The organism is Nocardioides sp. 503, from assembly GCF_004522095.1.
GTDB lineage: Bacteria > Actinomycetota > Actinomycetes > Propionibacteriales > Nocardioidaceae > Nocardioides.
The window spans coordinates 1,026,205-1,041,132 of sequence record NZ_SPUI01000002.1 but is presented as its reverse complement, the minus strand read 5'-3'; the positions used below and the strand labels follow the sequence as shown (position 1 = coordinate 1,041,132).

Genomic DNA, 14,928 nt, shown 5'->3' with positions numbered 1-14,928 from the left:
GAGCGGCTCAGATCTTGAGGAGCGGGTCCAGCGCGACGGCGACGAAGAGCAGCGAGAGGTAGAGGTTGGAGTGGTGGAACAACCGCATCGGCTGGATCTCGCTGAGGTCCTCGGTGCCCCGGGCACGGCGCATCAGCTTGTGCGCCTCGACGAGGAAGACCGCGCCCAGCACGGCGGCGGCGACGGGGTAGAACGGGCCCGTGCCGGCGACCGGCCACAGGAGCAACGAGGCCGCGACCATCACCCAGCTGTAGAGCACGATCTGGCGGCCGACCTCGCGGGCCGGGACGACGACCGGCAGCATCGGCACGTCGACGTTGGCGTAGTCCTCGCGGTAGCGCAGCGCCAAGGCCCAGGTGTGCGGCGGGGTCCAGAAGAAGACGACGGCGAAGAGGATCACCGGCACCCACGAGAGCTCGCCGGTGACCGCGGTCCAGCCGATGAGCGCCGGGAAGCAGCCGGCGAGACCGCCCCAGACGATGTTCTGCGTCGTGCGGCGCTTGAGCACCATCGTGTAGACGAGGACGTAGAAGGCGTTGGCCACGAGCGCCAGCACGGCCGACAGGGTGTTGACCCACAGCGCCAGCACGACGGTCGAGAGCACGGCGAGCACCGTGGCGAAGACCAGGGCCGACAGCGGCGTCACGATGTGGCGCGGCAGCGCGCGCCGGCGGGTGCGGCGCATCTGCTCGTCGATGTCGCGGTCGTAGACGCAGTTGAACGCCGACGCCGAGCCGGCCGAGAGCGTCCCGCCTACGACGGTGGCGAGCACCAGGCCGAGCTCGGGCACTCCGCGGTCGGCGAAGAACATCACCGGCACGGTCGTGAGCAGGAGCAGCTCGATGACCCGGGGCTTGGTGAGCCCGACGTAGGCGGCGACGACGTCCTTGAAGGACGGTCGCCCGGTCTCGCCCTCACGCTCGGGCTGCTGGGCAGCCGCATGCGTCTGGCCGACGTAGGTCACGGAGGTCCTCGGGAATGGGAAAGGCTGCTTCGGGCAACCGGTGCGAGTACGAGTCTAACTCGTTGCCTGAGTAGGCTCGGAACGGCGCAACCCCCCGGAGAGGACCGACGTGACGACTCGCACGAAGCTGGACTGGACCGAGATCGACGACAAGGCGGTGGACACCGCTCGAGTGCTCGCCATGGATGCAGTGCAGAAGGTGGGCAACGGCCACCCCGGCACGGCCATGAGCCTGGCACCCGCGGCCTACCTGCTCTTCCAGAAGGTGATGCGCCACGACCCGGCCGACTCGCGCTGGATCGCGCGCGACCGGTTCGTGCTCTCCTGCGGCCACTCGAGCATCACGCTCTACACGCAGCTCTACCTCGGCGGCTTCGGCCTCGAGCTCGAGGACCTCCAGGCGCTGCGCAGCTGGGGCAGCAAGACCCCGGGGCACCCTGAGCTCCACCACACCGCGGGCGTCGAGGTCACGACGGGTCCGCTCGGACAGGGCGTGGCCAACGCCGTCGGCATGGCCATGGCCGGTCGCCGGGTGCACGGCCTGCTCGACCCCGACGCCGCTCCCGGCAACAGCCTGTTCGACCACCACGTCTACGCGCTGTGCTCCGACGGGGACCTCCAGGAGGGCGTCAGCGCCGAGGCCAGCTCGATCGCCGGCACCCAGGAGCTCGGCAACCTCACCGTCATCTACGACCGCAACCGGATCTCGATCGAGGGCAACACCGACATCGCGTTCACCGAGGACGTCGCCGCCCGCTACGAGGCCTACGGCTGGCACGTGCAGGTCGTCGACTGGACCAACGGCGGCAAGAAGTACGTCGAGGACGTGCCTGCGCTCTACGACGCCATCACGGCCGCCGGCCGGGTGACGACCAAGCCGTCCCTGATCGTGCTCGACACGGTCATCGCCTGGCCCGCCCCCAACGCGCAGGGCACGGAGAAGGCCCATGGCAGCGCACTGGGTGACGAGGAGGTCGCCGCCACCAAGAAGATCCTCGGCTGGGACCCCGACCTCACCTTCCAGGTTCCGGCCGACGTCATCGAGCACACGCGCAAGCTCAGCGAGCGCGGCGCGGAGTGGGGTGCCGCGTGGGACGAGCGGTACGCCGCGTGGGCGGAGGCCAACCCTGACAAGGCCACGCTGCTCCACCGGCTCAAGGCGCGCTCCCTCCCCGAGGGTCTGGAGGCGGCCCTGCCCGTGTTCGAGGCGAGCACCAAGGGCGTCGCCACCCGGGTCGCCTCGAGCGACGTGATCAACGCGGTCGCTCCCCTGATGCCCGAGCTCTGGGGCGGCTCCGCGGACCTCGCGGGTTCCAACAACACCACGATCAAGTCGGCGCCGTCGTTCATCCCGAGCGACCGGAGCGTCAAGGAGTGGACGGCCGACCCCTACCAGGGCCGGGTGCTCCACTTCGGCATCCGCGAGCACGGCATGGGCGCGATCATGAACGGCATCGCCGCCGACGCCCTCACCCGGGTCTTCGGCGGTACGTTCCTGACGTTCTCGGACTACATGCGCGGAGCGGTGCGGGTGGCGGCCCTCAGCCAGCTGCCGGTCACCTACGTCTGGACCCACGACTCGATCGGGCTCGGCGAGGACGGACCGACCCACCAGCCGGTCGAGCACCTGGCGGCCCTTCGCGCGATGCCCGGGCTCGACGTCGTACGTCCCGCCGACGCCAACGAGACAGCGGCCTGCTGGGCCACGATCCTCGGCCACACCGACCGGCCCGCGGCCCTGGCCCTGACCCGGCAGAACGTTCCGGTCTTCCCGCGCGGGAAGGACGGGTTCGCCGAGACCAGCGAGGTGCACCGCGGCGGCTACGTCCTGCTCGATGCCGAGGGCGGCACTCCCGACGTCGTCCTGATCGGCACGGGATCGGAGGTGCAGCTGGCGGTCGAGGCGCGCGCCCGGCTGGCCGAGGACGGCATCCAGGCCCGAGTGGTCTCCATGCCGTGCCAGGAGTGGTTCGAGGACCAGGACCAGTCCTACCGGGACACCGTCATCCCGCCCATCGTGAAGGCGCGGGTCTCGGTCGAGGCAGGCGTGAAGCAGGGCTGGCGCGACTACGTCGGCGACCACGGCCGGATCATCTCCATCGACCGCTACGGCGCGTCGGCCGACTATGCACGGATCTACCAGGAGTACGGCGTGACCGCCGAGGCAGTCGTCTCGGCAGCGCGCGACTCGATCGCAGCGGCCAGCATCTGAGGTTCGCCCGCCGCGTACCCCCCAGTCTCCCTAGGAGGAACCATGACTGACCGTCTCAAGGCTCTCGCTGACGCGGGAGTGTCCATCTGGCTCGACGACCTGTCGCGCGAGCGCATCGAGAGCGGCAACCTCGCCGAGCTGGTCAAGGAGAGGTCGGTGGTGGGCGTGACCACCAACCCGACGATCTTCGCCGGCGCGATCGCCGACGGCGAGCGCTACGACGACCAGGTCAAGCGCCTGGTCGCCGACGGCACCGACGTCGACAAGGTGATCTTCGAGCTCACCACCGAGGACGTCCGCAACGCCTGCGACATCCTCAAGCAGGTCGCCGACGGCAGCCCGTCGGACGGCCGGGTCTCGATCGAGGTCGAGCCCGACCTCGCCAACGACACCGAGGGCACGATCGGCTCGGCCGAGGCGCTGTGGAAGGCCGTCGACCGCTCCAACGCCTTGATCAAGATCCCCGCCACCAAGGAGGGGCTGCCGGCCATCACCCACGCGATCGGCCACGGCATCAGCGTCAACGTCACGCTGATCTTCAGCCTCGAGCGCTACCGCGAGGTCATGGACGCCTACCTCACCGGCCTCGAGCAGGCCCGCGACGCGGGCATCGACCTGGCGACGATCCAGTCGGTCGCCTCGTTCTTCGTCTCCCGCGTCGACACGGAGGTCGACAGCCGCCTCGACGAGATCGGCACCGACGAGGCCAAGGCCCTCAAGGGCAAGGCCGCGATCGCCAACGCGCGACTGGCCTACGCCGCCTACCAGGAGGTCCACTCCGGCGAGCGCTGGCAGTCGCTGGCCGACTCCGGCGCCCGCACGCAGCGACCGCTGTGGGCCTCCACCGGGGTCAAGAACCCCGACTACCCCGACACCCTCTACGTCACCGAGCTGGTCGTCGACGGCACCGTCAACACCATGCCCGAGAAGACGATGGACGCCTTCGCCGACCACGGCGAGGTGACCGGCGACCAGGTCACCGGCCGCGTCGAGGAGTCCCAGAAGGTGCTCGACGGCCTCGAGGCCGTCGGCGTCGACTTCGAGGACGTGCTGCTCACGATCGAGCACGAGGGCGTCGACAAGTTCAAGAAGTCCTGGACCGAGCTCGTCGAGACGGTCCGCGGCCAGATGGAGAAGGCGGGCGCATGACCGGCACAGCTTGGAACACTGTCGCGGGGGACGGTTTCGAGCTGTTCTTCGGCTACGCCGACGAGGCGACGTACGCCTCGACGGTGGAGGCGCTCGTCTCCGACGGCGTCGCCAGCGGCATCGCCGGCCGCGACGCCACGCTGTGGGGCCCCGCCGCCGAGGAGGAGTCCGCCAAGCGGCTGGGCTGGGTGGACCTGTCCGAGCGCTCGCGCCCGCTGGTCGACGAGATCACCGAGCTCCGGGTCAAGCTGACCCAGCTCGGGCTGACGCGGGTCGTGCTGTGCGGCATGGGCGGATCCTCGCTCGCGCCCGAGGTGATCTGCGGGGCCTTCGGCGTCGAGCTGGACGTGCTCGACTCCTCCGACCCCGACTTCGTGCGCTCCTCCCTGGAGACCCGCATCGACGAGACCGTCATCGTGGTGTCCTCCAAGTCGGGCGGCACGGTCGAGACCGACAGCCAGCGGCGCGCCTTCGAGAAGGCCTTCGCGGACGTCGGGCTCGACCCCGCCGAGCGCATCGTCGTCGTGACCGACCCTGGCTCCCCGCTGGAGAAGTCGGCCCGTGAGGCCGGCTACCGCGTCTTCCTCGCCGACCCCGAGGTCGGCGGTCGCTACTCCGCGCTGACGGCCTTCGGGCTGGTGCCCAGCGGGCTCGCCGGCGCCGACATCTCCGCCCTGCTCGACCAGGCGGAGGCGCTGCGGCCGGCGCTGGAGGCCGACTCCCCCGACAACCCCGGCCTGCGTCTCGGCGCGCTGCTCGGCGCGGCCAACCTCGCCGGCGCCGACAAGCTGGTCCTGGCCAACGCCGGCGCGCCGTTCGCCGGCTTCGGCGACTGGGCCGAGCAGCTGGTGGCCGAGTCCACCGGCAAGGACGGCAAGGGCATCCTGCCGGTCGTCGTGGAGTCGCTCGACGCCCCCGACTTCGTCCCGAGCACGCCCGACGAGGTCTTGGTGACCATCGGTCCCGACTTCGTCTTCGACGACGTAAGCCCGGCCTCCGGGTGGGGCGCGACCGTGGATGCGTCGCTGGGCGGCCAGATGCTGCTCTGGGAGTACGCCACCGCGGTCGCCGGTCGCGTCATCGGCATCAACCCCTTCGACCAGCCCGACGTCGAGAGCGCCAAGGCCGCCGCCCGCGAGATGCTCGACGGCGGCGGCAACCAGCCGACGCCGGTCTTCGTCGACGGCGCGGTCACGGTCTACGCCTCCCCCGGCTGGCTGCCCGACGGCACGACCACCGTCGCCGGCGCGGTCGACGCGCTGCTCGCCGCGGTCGACCCCCAGACCGGCTACGTCGCCGTGCAGGCCTACCTGGACCGCCACCGCGACGCCGCGCTGTCCGCCGTACGCCGTACGCTGGCCGAGCGCACCGGACGCCCCGTCACCTTCGGCTGGGGTCCGCGCTTCCTGCACTCCACCGGGCAGTACCACAAGGGCGGACCCGCCACCGGCGTCTACCTCCAGGTCACCGGGCAGCCCGAGGCCGACCTCGCGGTGCCCGACCGGCCGTTCACGTTCCACGAGTTCCTGACCGCCCAGGCCGTGGGCGACGGCCAGGTGCTCGCCGACAAGGGCCGCCCGGTCCTGCGGCTCCACGTCAGCAGCCCCGCTGACCTCGAGGCGATCCAGGGAGTGCTCGCATGACCTACGTCAACCCGCTGCGCGACGTCCGCGACCGCCGCCTTCCGCGCATCGCGGGGCCGTGCGGCATGGTGCTCTTCGGCGTGACCGGCGACCTGTCGCGCAAGAAGATCATGCCGGCGATCTACGACCTCGCCAACCGCGGCCTGCTGCCCCCGGGCTTCAGCCTGGTCGGCTTCGCGCGCCGCGACTGGGCCGACCAGGACTTCGCCCAGATCGTGCACGACTCGGTGAAGTCCTACGCCCGCACGGAGTTCCGCGAGGAGGTGTGGAAGCAGCTGTCCGAGGGCTTCCGCTTCGTCCAGGGCGACTTCGACGACGACGAGGCCTTCGAGCAGCTGCGCCAGACCATCGACGAGCTCGACCGCACCCGCGGCACCGAGGGCAACCACGCGTTCTACCTCGCCATCCCTCCGGGGTTCTTCGGCAACGTGGTCGGCCAGCTCAAGGAGCACGGCCTCGCCGACCCCCGGGAGGACTCCTGGCGGCGGGTCGTCGTCGAGAAGCCGTTCGGCCACGACCTGGACTCGGCGATCGAGCTCAACGCCACCCTGGCCGAGGTCTTCGACTCCGGCTCGATCTTCCGCATCGACCACTACCTCGGCAAGGAGACGGTCCAGAACATCCTGGCGACGCGCTTCGCCAACACGATGTTCGAGCCGCTCTGGAACAACAACTACGTCGACCACGTGCAGATCACCATGGCCGAGGACGTCGGCATCGGCGGTCGCGCCGGCTACTACGACGGCATCGGGGCCGCCCGCGACGTCATCCAGAACCACCTCCTCCAGCTGATGTCGCTGGTCGCCATGGAGGAGCCGACGTCGTTCGACGCCGAGAGCCTGCGCATCGAGAAGCAGAAGCTCCTCTCGAGCATCACGCTCCCCCGCCGCCTCGACCTCACCACCGCCCGCGGGCAGTACGCCGCCGGCTGGGCCGGCGGGGAGAAGGTCACCTCCTTCCTCGAGGAGGAGGGCATCGGCGCGAGCTCCACGACCGAGACCTACGCGGCCATCACCCTCCACGTCGACAACCGTCGCTGGGCGGGCGTGCCGTTCTACCTGCGCACCGGCAAGCGCCTCGGTCGCCGCGTCACCGAGGTGGCCGTGGTCTTCAAGCGGGCGCCGCACCAGCCGTTCAGCGCCTCCTCGGTCGAGGAGCTCACGCAGAACGCGCTGGTCATCCGGATCCAGCCCGACGAGGGCATGACGCTGCGCTTCGGCTCCAAGGTGCCGGGCACCGCGATGGAGATCCGCGACGTCAACATGGACTTCGCCTATGGCGGGTCGTTCACCGAGGACAGCCCCGAGGCCTACGAGCGGCTCATCCTGGACGTCCTGCTCGGCGACCCGCCGCTGTTCCCCCGGCACGAGGAGGTCGAGCTCTCCTGGAAGATCCTCGACCCGATCCTCGAGGCCTGGGCACGCAAGGGCAAGCCGGAGCAGTACGGCTCCGGCACCTGGGGACCGGAGTCGGCAGACAAGATGCTGGCCCGCGACGGACGCGTCTGGAGGAGGCCCTAACCATGATCGAGCTCACCAACACCACGTCCTCGAAGATCGCCGCGGAGTTCGTGCGCGGTCGCGTCAAGGCCGGCAGCCCCGCGATGGGCATGGTGATGACCCTGGTCATCGTCGTGCCCGAGGACGACGCCGAGGCCGCCATGAAGGCCGCCCGCGAGGCGTCCCACGAGCACCCGGCCCGCGCCCTGGGCGTGATCCTGGGTGACGCCCGCGGCGCCGCCGAGATCAACGCCCAGGTCGGCACCGGCGCGGGCTGGACCGGCGAGACCGCCGTCATCCGGCTCAAGGGCGAGGTCGTCAAGCACGCGGCCTCGGTCGTGCTGCCGCTGCTGCTGCCCGACTCCCCCGTCGCCGTGTGGTGGCCCACCGAGGCCCCCGACGACCCGGCCGCCGACCCGCTGGGCGCGCTCGCCCAGCGACGGATCACCGACGCCGCCGCGGCCCCGCGTGCCAAGGGCAAGGCGCTGCACGTGCAGTGCGCGTCCTACGTCAAGGGCAACACCGACCTCGCCTGGACCCGGATCACGCCGTGGCGGGCGCTGCTCGCCGCCGCCCTGGACCAGCACCAGGTCAAGGTCACCGGCGCCTCGGTCTCCGCCGAGCGGATCAGCCCCAGCGCGGACCTGCTGGCCGCCTGGCTCGGCTCGCGGCTGCGGGTCACCGTCGACCGCACCAACTCCCCGGGCCCGGGCATCACCGAGGTCGTCCTGGAGACCACCGACGGCCCGATCCGGATCAGCCGGCCCGACGGCAAGCTGGCGACGTACGAGTCCCCCGGCAAGCCGGACCGGCCCATCGCCCTCAAGCGGCGCAGCCTGCCCGAGCTGCTCGCCGAGGAGCTGCGCCGCCTCGACGAGGACGACGTCTACGCCGAGGTCGCCAAGAAGCTGCGCAAGGCCCAGGCCTCGTGAGCGCCCCTCTGGTCGAGGTCCACCCTGACTCCGCCGCGCTGGCGACGGCCGTGGCCGGTGAGCTGCTCTCGCGGCTCGCGGACGCCCAGGAGGCCGGCCGCGAGCCCCACATCGCCCTCACCGGCGGCACCATCGCCGAGGCGCTGCACCGCGAGCTGGCCCGGCTCACGCCCGCCTCCGAGGTCGACTGGACCCGGGTCGTCGTGTGGTTCGGCGACGAGCGCTTCGTGGCCTCCGACGACGCCGACCGCAACGCCGGGCAGGCGCGGCGCGCCTTCCTGGACGCCGTGGGTGCCACCCAGGTGCACGAGATGCCGGCCAGCGACGGGCGCCAGGACGTCGAGGCCGCCGCCCTGGCGTTCGAGGAGACCGTCCACGCCTACGGCGTCGGCGAGTTCGAGGTCGTGATGCTCGGCATCGGCCCCGACGGCCACGTCGCGTCGCTCTTCCCGGGCCGCCCCGAGCTCGGTGTGGACGACCGGATCGCCGTCTCGGTCACCGACTCCCCCAAGCCGCCGCCCGAGCGCATCAGCTTCACGTTCGGAGCCCTCAACCGCACGCGCTCCACCTGGCTCATCGCCAGCGGCGAGGGCAAGGCCGAGGCGGTGGCGAGGGCGCTGGCCGACGACGGCTCCGTCGAGGAGACGCCGGCCCGCGGTGTCCACGGTCAGGTCGACACCGTGTGGTTCCTCGACCGCGAGGCAGCCTCGCAGCTCTGAGCGGTCTGCTCAGAAGATGATGTCGCCGGACTTGCGACGCGAGCGCAGCAGCTGGAGCGCCTCGTCGAGGATGTCGGCGGCCTCGGTGTCGGAGCGACGCTCCTTCACGTAGGCGAGGTGGGTCTTGTAGGGCTCCACCTTCGTCGCCGGCGGGGCGTTCTCGGAGTCCCGGCCAGCGGGCAGGCCGCACTTGGGGCAGTCCCACGAGTCGGGCGCCACGGCCTCGACCGAGAAGGTCACGACCGACGTGTGCCCGTGGGAGCAGAAGTAGGTGACGGGCTGGCGGGGCGCGGCCTCGCCGCGCTCGGCCTCTCCCATGGGTCCGGCGCCGACCCGGCTGCCACGAATGGCGTTTCCTCCACCAGCCATGTGTCTACTTCCCCTCAGCCTTGGTAAGCGAGCAGCAGGCCCAGCGCGATCACGCAGGCGAACCAGATGACACCGATGCCGACCGTGAACCGGTCGAGGTTGCGCTCGGCGACCGACGAGCCGCCCAGTGAGCTGCTGACACCGCCACCGAACATGTCGGACAGCCCGCCGCCCCGACCCTTGTGCAGGAGCACGAGGACGATCAGCAGGGTGCTCGTGATGACGAGCAGAACAGTGAAGAGCGTTGTCACAGCGAGGAATCCTACGTCAGAGGGTGGGGAGTCAGAGGACCGGCATGTCGTAGAAGCGGCAGATGCCGCCGAACTCGTCGACCTGGAGGCTCGCGCCGCCCACGAGAGCGCCGTCCACGTCCTCCTTGGCCATGATGCCGGCCACGTTGTTGGCCTTGACCGAGCCGCCGTAGAGCACGCGTACGCCGTCGGCAGCCGCGTCGCCGTGCACCTCGCGGATCCGCGCCCGGATGGCCGCGCAGACCTCCTGCGCGTCGTCGGGCGTGGCCACCTCGCCGGTGCCGATCGCCCACACGGGCTCGTAGGCCACCACCAGGCCGGCGACCTGCTCGGCGGTGAACCCCTCGAGCGAGCCGTCCACCTGGGCCAGCGTGTAGGGCACGTGCTCGCCGGACTGGCGCACCTCGAGGCCCTCGCCGACGCAGACGATCGGGGTCATGTCGGCGCGGTGGGCCTGGTGGGCCTTGGCGTTGACGACCTCGTCGGTCTCGGCGTGGTACTCCCGGCGCTCGGAGTGGCCGACCACCACGTAGGAGCAGCCGAGCTTGGCCAGCATCCCCGCGGAGATCTCGCCGGTGTAGGCGCCGGAGTCCTTGGTGGAGACGTCCTGGGCGGCGTACTTGACCGAGAGCCGGTCGCCGTCGACGAGCGTCTGCACGGACCGGAGGTCGGTGAACGGCGGGCAGACGACGACCTCGACCTTGGCGAAGTCGTGGCGCTTGTCCGACAGCGTCCACGCGAGCTTCTGGACGAGCACCACCGCTTCCTGGTGGTTGAGGTTCATCTTCCAGTTGCCCGCCATCAGCGGCGTGCGCCCCGCGGGCTTGCCGGCCTTGCTCGAGACAGCCATGTGTCAGTCCTCCAAGACCGTGATGCCGGGCAGTTCCTTGCCCTCGAGGTACTCCAGGCTCGCCCCACCACCGGTGGAGATGTGCCCGAAGGCTGCGTCGTCGAAGCCGAGCGCCCGGACCGCGGCGGCGGAGTCGCCACCGCCGACCACGGACAGCCCGTCGATCTCGGTCAACGCCTGGGCGACCGCGCGGGTTCCCTCGGCGAAGGCGGCGACCTCGAAGACGCCCATCGGACCGTTCCAGAAGACCGTGCGGGCACCCTGGAGCGCCGCGGCGAACGCCGCACCGGAGTCGGGCCCGATGTCGAGCCCGAGGGCGTCGGCGGGGATCTCCGAGGCGGGCACGACACGCGGGTGCGGCTCGGCGTCGCCGGAGGGGAACGTCGTGTCGACCACGACGTCGGTCGGCAGCACGATCTCGACGCCGGACTCCTCGGCACGCTGGAGGTAGGACCGGCACACGTCGAGCTGGTCGTCCTCGAGCAGGCTCTTGCCGACCTCGTGGCCCTGGGCCTTGAGGAAGGTGAAGACCATGCCGCCGCCGATGAGCAGCTTGTCGGCCTTGCCGAGCAGGTTGTCGATGACGCCGAGCTTGTCGGAGACCTTGGAGCCGCCGAGCACGACGACGTAGGGCCGCTCGGGGTCGACCGTGAGGCGCCGCAGGACCTCGATCTCGGTGGCCACCAGGTCGCCCATCGCGTGCGGGAGCCGCTGGGCGACGTCGTAGACCGACGCCTGCTTGCGGTGCACGACCCCGAACCCGTCGGAGACGAAGGCGTCGGCGAGCGCCGCCATCTGGTCGGCGAACGCCCCGCGCTCGCCCTCGTCCTTGCTCGTCTCGCCCGCGTTGAAGCGGACGTTCTCGAGCAGGGCGACCTCCCCGTCGCCGAGTGCCGCCACGGTCTGCTGCGCGGACTCCCCCACCGTGTCGGTGGCGAAGGCGACCGGGGTGCCGAGCAGCTCACCGAGCCGGTCGGCGACCGGGCGCAGCGAGTAGGCCGGGTCGGGCGCACCCTTCGGCCGGCCCAGGTGGGCGGTGACGACCACCCGGGCGCCGGCCTCGACCAGCTTCTTGATGGTCGGGACGCTGGCCCGGATCCGGCCGTCGTCGGAGATGCGCGTGCCGTCGAGCGGGACGTTGAGGTCCGAGCGGACCAGCACGCGCTTGCCGCGGACGTCGCCCAGCGAGGAGAGGTCGCTCACGTCAGAGGGTCTCGCCGACGTAGCTGACGAGGTCGACGAGGCGGTTGGAGTAGCCCCACTCGTTGTCGTACCAGCCGACGACCTTGACCTGGTTGCCGATGACCTTGGTCAGCGGCGCGTCGAAGATGCACGACGCCGGGTCGGTGGTGATGTCGCTGGAGACGATGGGGTCCTCGTTGTAGCGCAGGATCTTGCCGTCGGCGGCGGCCTTCATGACGGCGTTGACCTCCTCGACGGTGGTCTCGCGTCCGGCCTCGAAGGTGAGGTCGGTGGCCGAGCCGGTCGGGACGGGCACGCGCAGGGCGTAGCCGTCGAGCTTGCCCTTGAGCTCGGGCAGCACGAGGCCGATGGCCTTGGCCGCACCGGTCGAGGTGGGCACGATGTTGGTCGCGGCGGCGCGGGCGCGGCGCAGGTCCTTGTGGGGGCCGTCGAGCAGGTTCTGGTCACCGGTGTAGGCGTGGATCGTGGTCATCAGGCCCTTGACGATGCCGAACTCGTCGTTGAGCGCCTTGGCCATCGGGCCGAGGCAGTTGGTCGTGCAGGAGGCGTTGGAGATGATCGAGTGGCTCGCCGGGTCGTAGTCGCCCTCGTTGACGCCCATGACGATCGTGACGTCCTCGTTCTTCGCGGGCGCGGAGATGATGACCTTCTTGGCGCCGCCGTCGATGTGGGCCTTGGCCTGCGTCGCGTCGGTGAAGAAGCCGGTGGACTCGATGACCACGTCGACGTCGAGGTCGCCCCAGGGCAGGGCGGCGGGGTCGCGCTCCTCGAAGACCTTGAACGTGTGGCCGGCGGCCGAGATGTCGGTGTCGGTGTGGGTGACGTCGCCGTCGAGCCGCCCCAGGATGGAGTCGTACTTCACCAGGGTGGCGAGGGTCTTGTTGTCCGTCAGGTCGTTGACGGCCACGATCTCGATGTCGGCTCCGGAGGCCACGACGGCCCGGAAGAAGTTGCGGCCGATGCGGCCGAATCCGTTGATGCCTACGCGTACGGTCACTGCGATTGCTCCTAGCGGTGAGCGGGTGGAACGACTCCGAGCTCAGGGAGCCGTCGGTTCGACCCTATCGGTTGCGGGCCTACGACCAGACTGTCGTCCCGCGGTACCAACGGGTAACACTCCTTGGTCCCGACGCGGCGGGACCTCAGCCCTCGTCGGCCAGCATCTCCGGGGTCAGCGAGGACTCCGTGTCGGGGATGCCGAGCTCCTCGGCGCGCTTGTCGGCCATCGCCAGCAGGCGGCGGATCCGCCCGGCGATGGCGTCCTTGGTGAGCACGGGCTCGTGCAGCTGACCGAGCTCCTCGAGCGAGGCCTGCTTGTGCTCCAGGCGCAGGGAGCCCGCGAGCTGGAGGTGGTCGGGGATCTCGTCGCCCAGGATCTCCAGGGCGCGCTCGACGCGGGCGCCGGCGGCGACGGCCGCGCGGGCCGAGCGGCGCAGGTTGGCGTCGTCGAAGTTGGCGAGCCGGTTGGCGGTGGCGCGCACCTCGCGCCGCATGCGGCGCTCCTCCCAGGCCATCAGCGACTCGTGGGCGCCGAGACGGGTGAGCAGCTGACCGATCGCGTCGCCGTCGCGGATCACGACGCGGTCGACGCCGCGCACCTCGCGGGCCTTGGCCTGGATGCCGAGGCGACGGGCCACGCCCACCAGGGCGAGACCGGCCTCCGGTCCGGGGCACGTCACCTCGAGCGAGGACGAGCGGCCGGGCTCGGTGAGCGAGCCGTGGGCGAGGAAGGCCCCGCGCCAGGCGGCCACGGCGTCGCAGCCGCCGCCGGACACGACGGCGGGCGGCAGCCCGCGCACCGGACGGCCGCGCTGGTCGAGCAGGCCGGTCTGACGCGCCAGCGCCTCGCCGTCCTTGGTCACGCGGACGATGTAGCGGCTGCCCTTGCGGATGCCGGCGCCCTGCACCATCACGACGTCGGAGCCGTGGCCGTAGACCTCGGCGATGTCCTTGCGCAGCCGTCGGGCCGCGGCGCCGGTGTCCAGCTCGGCCTCGACCACGATCTTGCCGCTGACGATGTGCAGGCCGCCCGCGAACCTCAGCATCGAGGCCACTTCCGCCTTGCGGCAGCAGGTCTTCGTGATCTGGGTGCTGGACAGCTCCGCCTTCACCTGGGCCGTCATTGCCATGCGCCGATCCTCGCACGCGAGTCAATCACCCTCGGGGGCAGGCCTCTCAGGACTCGGCCATGATGCGGGCGTAGCAGGCGGCCAGCTTGGCCGGGTCGTGGCGGGCCGAGCCGTCGTCGACCATCACGTCGTCGAGGACCAGCCGCGCGCCCTGCGCCGCGACGGCCGCCGCGAGCTCGTCGGCCCCGTCACCTAGGGAGCGCGGGTCGGCCAGGACGACGTGGGGGCGCAGCCCGGGCGCGTGCTCGAGGAGCACCGCGAGGTGGCCGGCCGGCCCGAGGCCGTCGGTCTCGCCGGCCTGCTCCTCGAGGTTGAGCACGACGATCAGCCGCGCGTCGGTGGTCACGATCGCCTCGCACAGCTCGCGGACCATGAGGTGCGGGATGACGGAGGTGAACCACGAGCCGGGACCCAGCACCAGCCAGTCGGCGGCGTGGACGGCGGCGACGGACTCGGGGCAGACGGTCGGGTCGGCCGGCTCCAGGGCGATCGAGGCGATGCGACCCGACGTCGAGGCGACCTCGACCTGGCCCCGGACGGTGACCAGCGAGTCGGGCTCGAGCCCCTCGACCTCGGCGGTGATCACCATCGGGGTCAGGGCCATCGGCAGCACGCGCCCCTTGGCCCCGAGCAGCCGGCCCACCCAGTCGAGCGCGTCGACGTGGTCGCCGAGGAGCTCCCACAGGCTGACGATCAGGAGGTTGCCGACGACGTGGCCGCGCATGTCGCCGGCGCCCTCGAAGCGGTGCTGGAGGACGCGCGACCAGGTGACGTCCCAGGTGTCCTGGCCGCACAGCGCGGCCAGCGCCATGCGCAGGTCGCCGGGCGGCAGCACCCCGAACTCCCCGCGCAGACGACCGGAGGAGCCGCCGTCGTCGGCGACGGTGACGATGGCGGTCAGCTCGTCGACGGTGAGGTCGTCGACGAGCAGCCGCAGCGCGGTGAGCGAGGCGAAGAGCCCGTGCCCGCCCCCGAACGCGACGACCGACTGGGCGCGCATGTCGTTCA

At 71.2% G+C, this 14,928-nt stretch carries 14 protein-coding genes; 6 read left to right on the top strand and 8 right to left on the bottom strand.

Going from position 1 to position 14,928, the window contains the following annotated elements; genetic code table 11:
• Positions 1-7: 7 nt before the first annotated feature.
• On the bottom strand, positions 8-964 hold the full coding sequence (locus tag E4622_RS06010) for a heme o synthase (RefSeq protein WP_134739115.1): 957 nt from the start codon (positions 962-964) through the stop codon (positions 8-10).
• A 109-nt stretch (positions 965-1,073) separates the two neighbouring features.
• On the opposite strand from E4622_RS06010, the gene tkt reads away from it, so the two are divergent.
• The 6 genes from tkt to pgl are packed head-to-tail and all read left to right on the top strand — an operon-like array spanning position 1,074 to position 9,118.
• The gene (tkt, locus tag E4622_RS06005) at positions 1,074-3,176 is read left to right on the top strand and encodes a transketolase (RefSeq protein WP_134739114.1); all 2,103 of its coding nucleotides are present in this window, start codon (positions 1,074-1,076) and stop codon (positions 3,174-3,176) included.
• A gap of 42 nt (positions 3,177-3,218) precedes the next feature.
• The gene (gene tal / locus E4622_RS06000; protein ID WP_134739113.1) at positions 3,219-4,325 is read left to right on the top strand and encodes a transaldolase; all 1,107 of its coding nucleotides are present in this window, start codon (positions 3,219-3,221) and stop codon (positions 4,323-4,325) included.
• Positions 4,322-5,968, top strand: coding sequence for a glucose-6-phosphate isomerase (locus E4622_RS05995; RefSeq protein WP_134739112.1), 1,647 nt, complete (start codon positions 4,322-4,324; stop codon positions 5,966-5,968). The genes tal and E4622_RS05995 overlap by 4 nt, the downstream gene beginning before the upstream one ends.
• Positions 5,965-7,488, top strand: coding sequence for a glucose-6-phosphate dehydrogenase (gene zwf / locus E4622_RS05990; protein WP_134739111.1), 1,524 nt, complete (start codon positions 5,965-5,967; stop codon positions 7,486-7,488). Before E4622_RS05995 ends, zwf begins: the two co-directional genes overlap by 4 nt.
• A gap of 2 nt (positions 7,489-7,490) precedes the next feature.
• Positions 7,491-8,399 (top strand): glucose-6-phosphate dehydrogenase assembly protein OpcA, encoded by a 909-nt coding sequence (locus tag E4622_RS05985; RefSeq protein WP_134739110.1) that lies wholly within the window; start codon positions 7,491-7,493, stop codon positions 8,397-8,399.
• Positions 8,396-9,118 (top strand): 6-phosphogluconolactonase, encoded by a 723-nt coding sequence (pgl, locus tag E4622_RS05980; RefSeq protein ID WP_134739109.1) that lies wholly within the window; start codon positions 8,396-8,398, stop codon positions 9,116-9,118. Before E4622_RS05985 ends, pgl begins: the two co-directional genes overlap by 4 nt.
• Before the next feature lie 9 nt (positions 9,119-9,127).
• On the opposite strand, the gene E4622_RS05975 is transcribed toward pgl, so the two are convergent.
• The 7 genes from E4622_RS05975 to yvcK all read right to left on the bottom strand — a co-directional run bounded on the left by E4622_RS05975 (position 9,128) and on the right by yvcK (position 14,920).
• Positions 9,128-9,487, bottom strand: a complete 360-nt coding sequence (locus E4622_RS05975) for an RNA polymerase-binding protein RbpA (RefSeq protein ID WP_134739108.1) — start codon at positions 9,485-9,487, stop codon at positions 9,128-9,130.
• Positions 9,488-9,501: 14 nt separating this feature from the next.
• Positions 9,502-9,738 (bottom strand): preprotein translocase subunit SecG, encoded by a 237-nt coding sequence (gene secG, locus E4622_RS05970; protein WP_134739107.1) that lies wholly within the window; start codon positions 9,736-9,738, stop codon positions 9,502-9,504.
• A gap of 31 nt (positions 9,739-9,769) precedes the next feature.
• Entirely contained in the window at positions 9,770-10,588 is an 819-nt protein-coding gene (gene tpiA, locus E4622_RS05965; protein WP_245155900.1) for a triose-phosphate isomerase, read from the bottom strand.
• A 3-nt stretch (positions 10,589-10,591) separates the two neighbouring features.
• Positions 10,592-11,791, bottom strand: a complete 1,200-nt coding sequence (locus tag E4622_RS05960; protein WP_134739106.1) for a phosphoglycerate kinase — start codon at positions 11,789-11,791, stop codon at positions 10,592-10,594.
• A gap of 1 nt (position 11,792) precedes the next feature.
• A complete protein-coding gene (gene gap / locus E4622_RS05955) occupies positions 11,793-12,788 on the bottom strand; it encodes a type I glyceraldehyde-3-phosphate dehydrogenase (protein ID WP_134739105.1) in 996 nt (331 codons plus the stop codon).
• Positions 12,789-12,933: 145 nt separating this feature from the next.
• Positions 12,934-13,920: a DNA-binding protein WhiA gene (whiA, locus tag E4622_RS05950; protein ID WP_134739104.1), complete on the bottom strand. Its 987-nt coding sequence runs from the start codon at positions 13,918-13,920 to the stop codon at positions 12,934-12,936.
• Between the two features lie 46 nt (positions 13,921-13,966).
• On the bottom strand, positions 13,967-14,920 hold the full coding sequence (gene yvcK, locus E4622_RS05945; protein ID WP_134739441.1) for a uridine diphosphate-N-acetylglucosamine-binding protein YvcK: 954 nt from the start codon (positions 14,918-14,920) through the stop codon (positions 13,967-13,969).
• Positions 14,921-14,928: the final 8 nt, after the last annotated feature.

Bases quoted from the DNA above. Each gene is read 5' to 3' on its own strand.
- tal (WP_134739113.1), top strand. From the start codon at position 3,219: ATGACTGACCGTCTCAAGGCTCTCGCTGACGCGGGAGTGTCCATCTGG.
- E4622_RS05995 (WP_134739112.1), top strand. From the start codon at position 4,322: ATGACCGGCACAGCTTGGAACACTGTCGCGGGGGACGGTTTCGAGCTG.
- zwf (WP_134739111.1), top strand. From the start codon at position 5,965: ATGACCTACGTCAACCCGCTGCGCGACGTCCGCGACCGCCGCCTTCCG.
- E4622_RS05985 (WP_134739110.1), top strand. From the start codon at position 7,491: ATGATCGAGCTCACCAACACCACGTCCTCGAAGATCGCCGCGGAGTTC.
- E4622_RS05975 (WP_134739108.1), bottom strand. From the start codon at position 9,487: ATGGCTGGTGGAGGAAACGCCATTCGTGGCAGCCGGGTCGGCGCCGGA.
- tpiA (WP_245155900.1), bottom strand. From the start codon at position 10,588: ATGGCTGTCTCGAGCAAGGCCGGCAAGCCCGCGGGGCGCACGCCGCTG.
- whiA (WP_134739104.1), bottom strand. From the start codon at position 13,920: ATGGCAATGACGGCCCAGGTGAAGGCGGAGCTGTCCAGCACCCAGATC.
- yvcK (WP_134739441.1), bottom strand. From the start codon at position 14,920: ATGCGCGCCCAGTCGGTCGTCGCGTTCGGGGGCGGGCACGGGCTCTTC.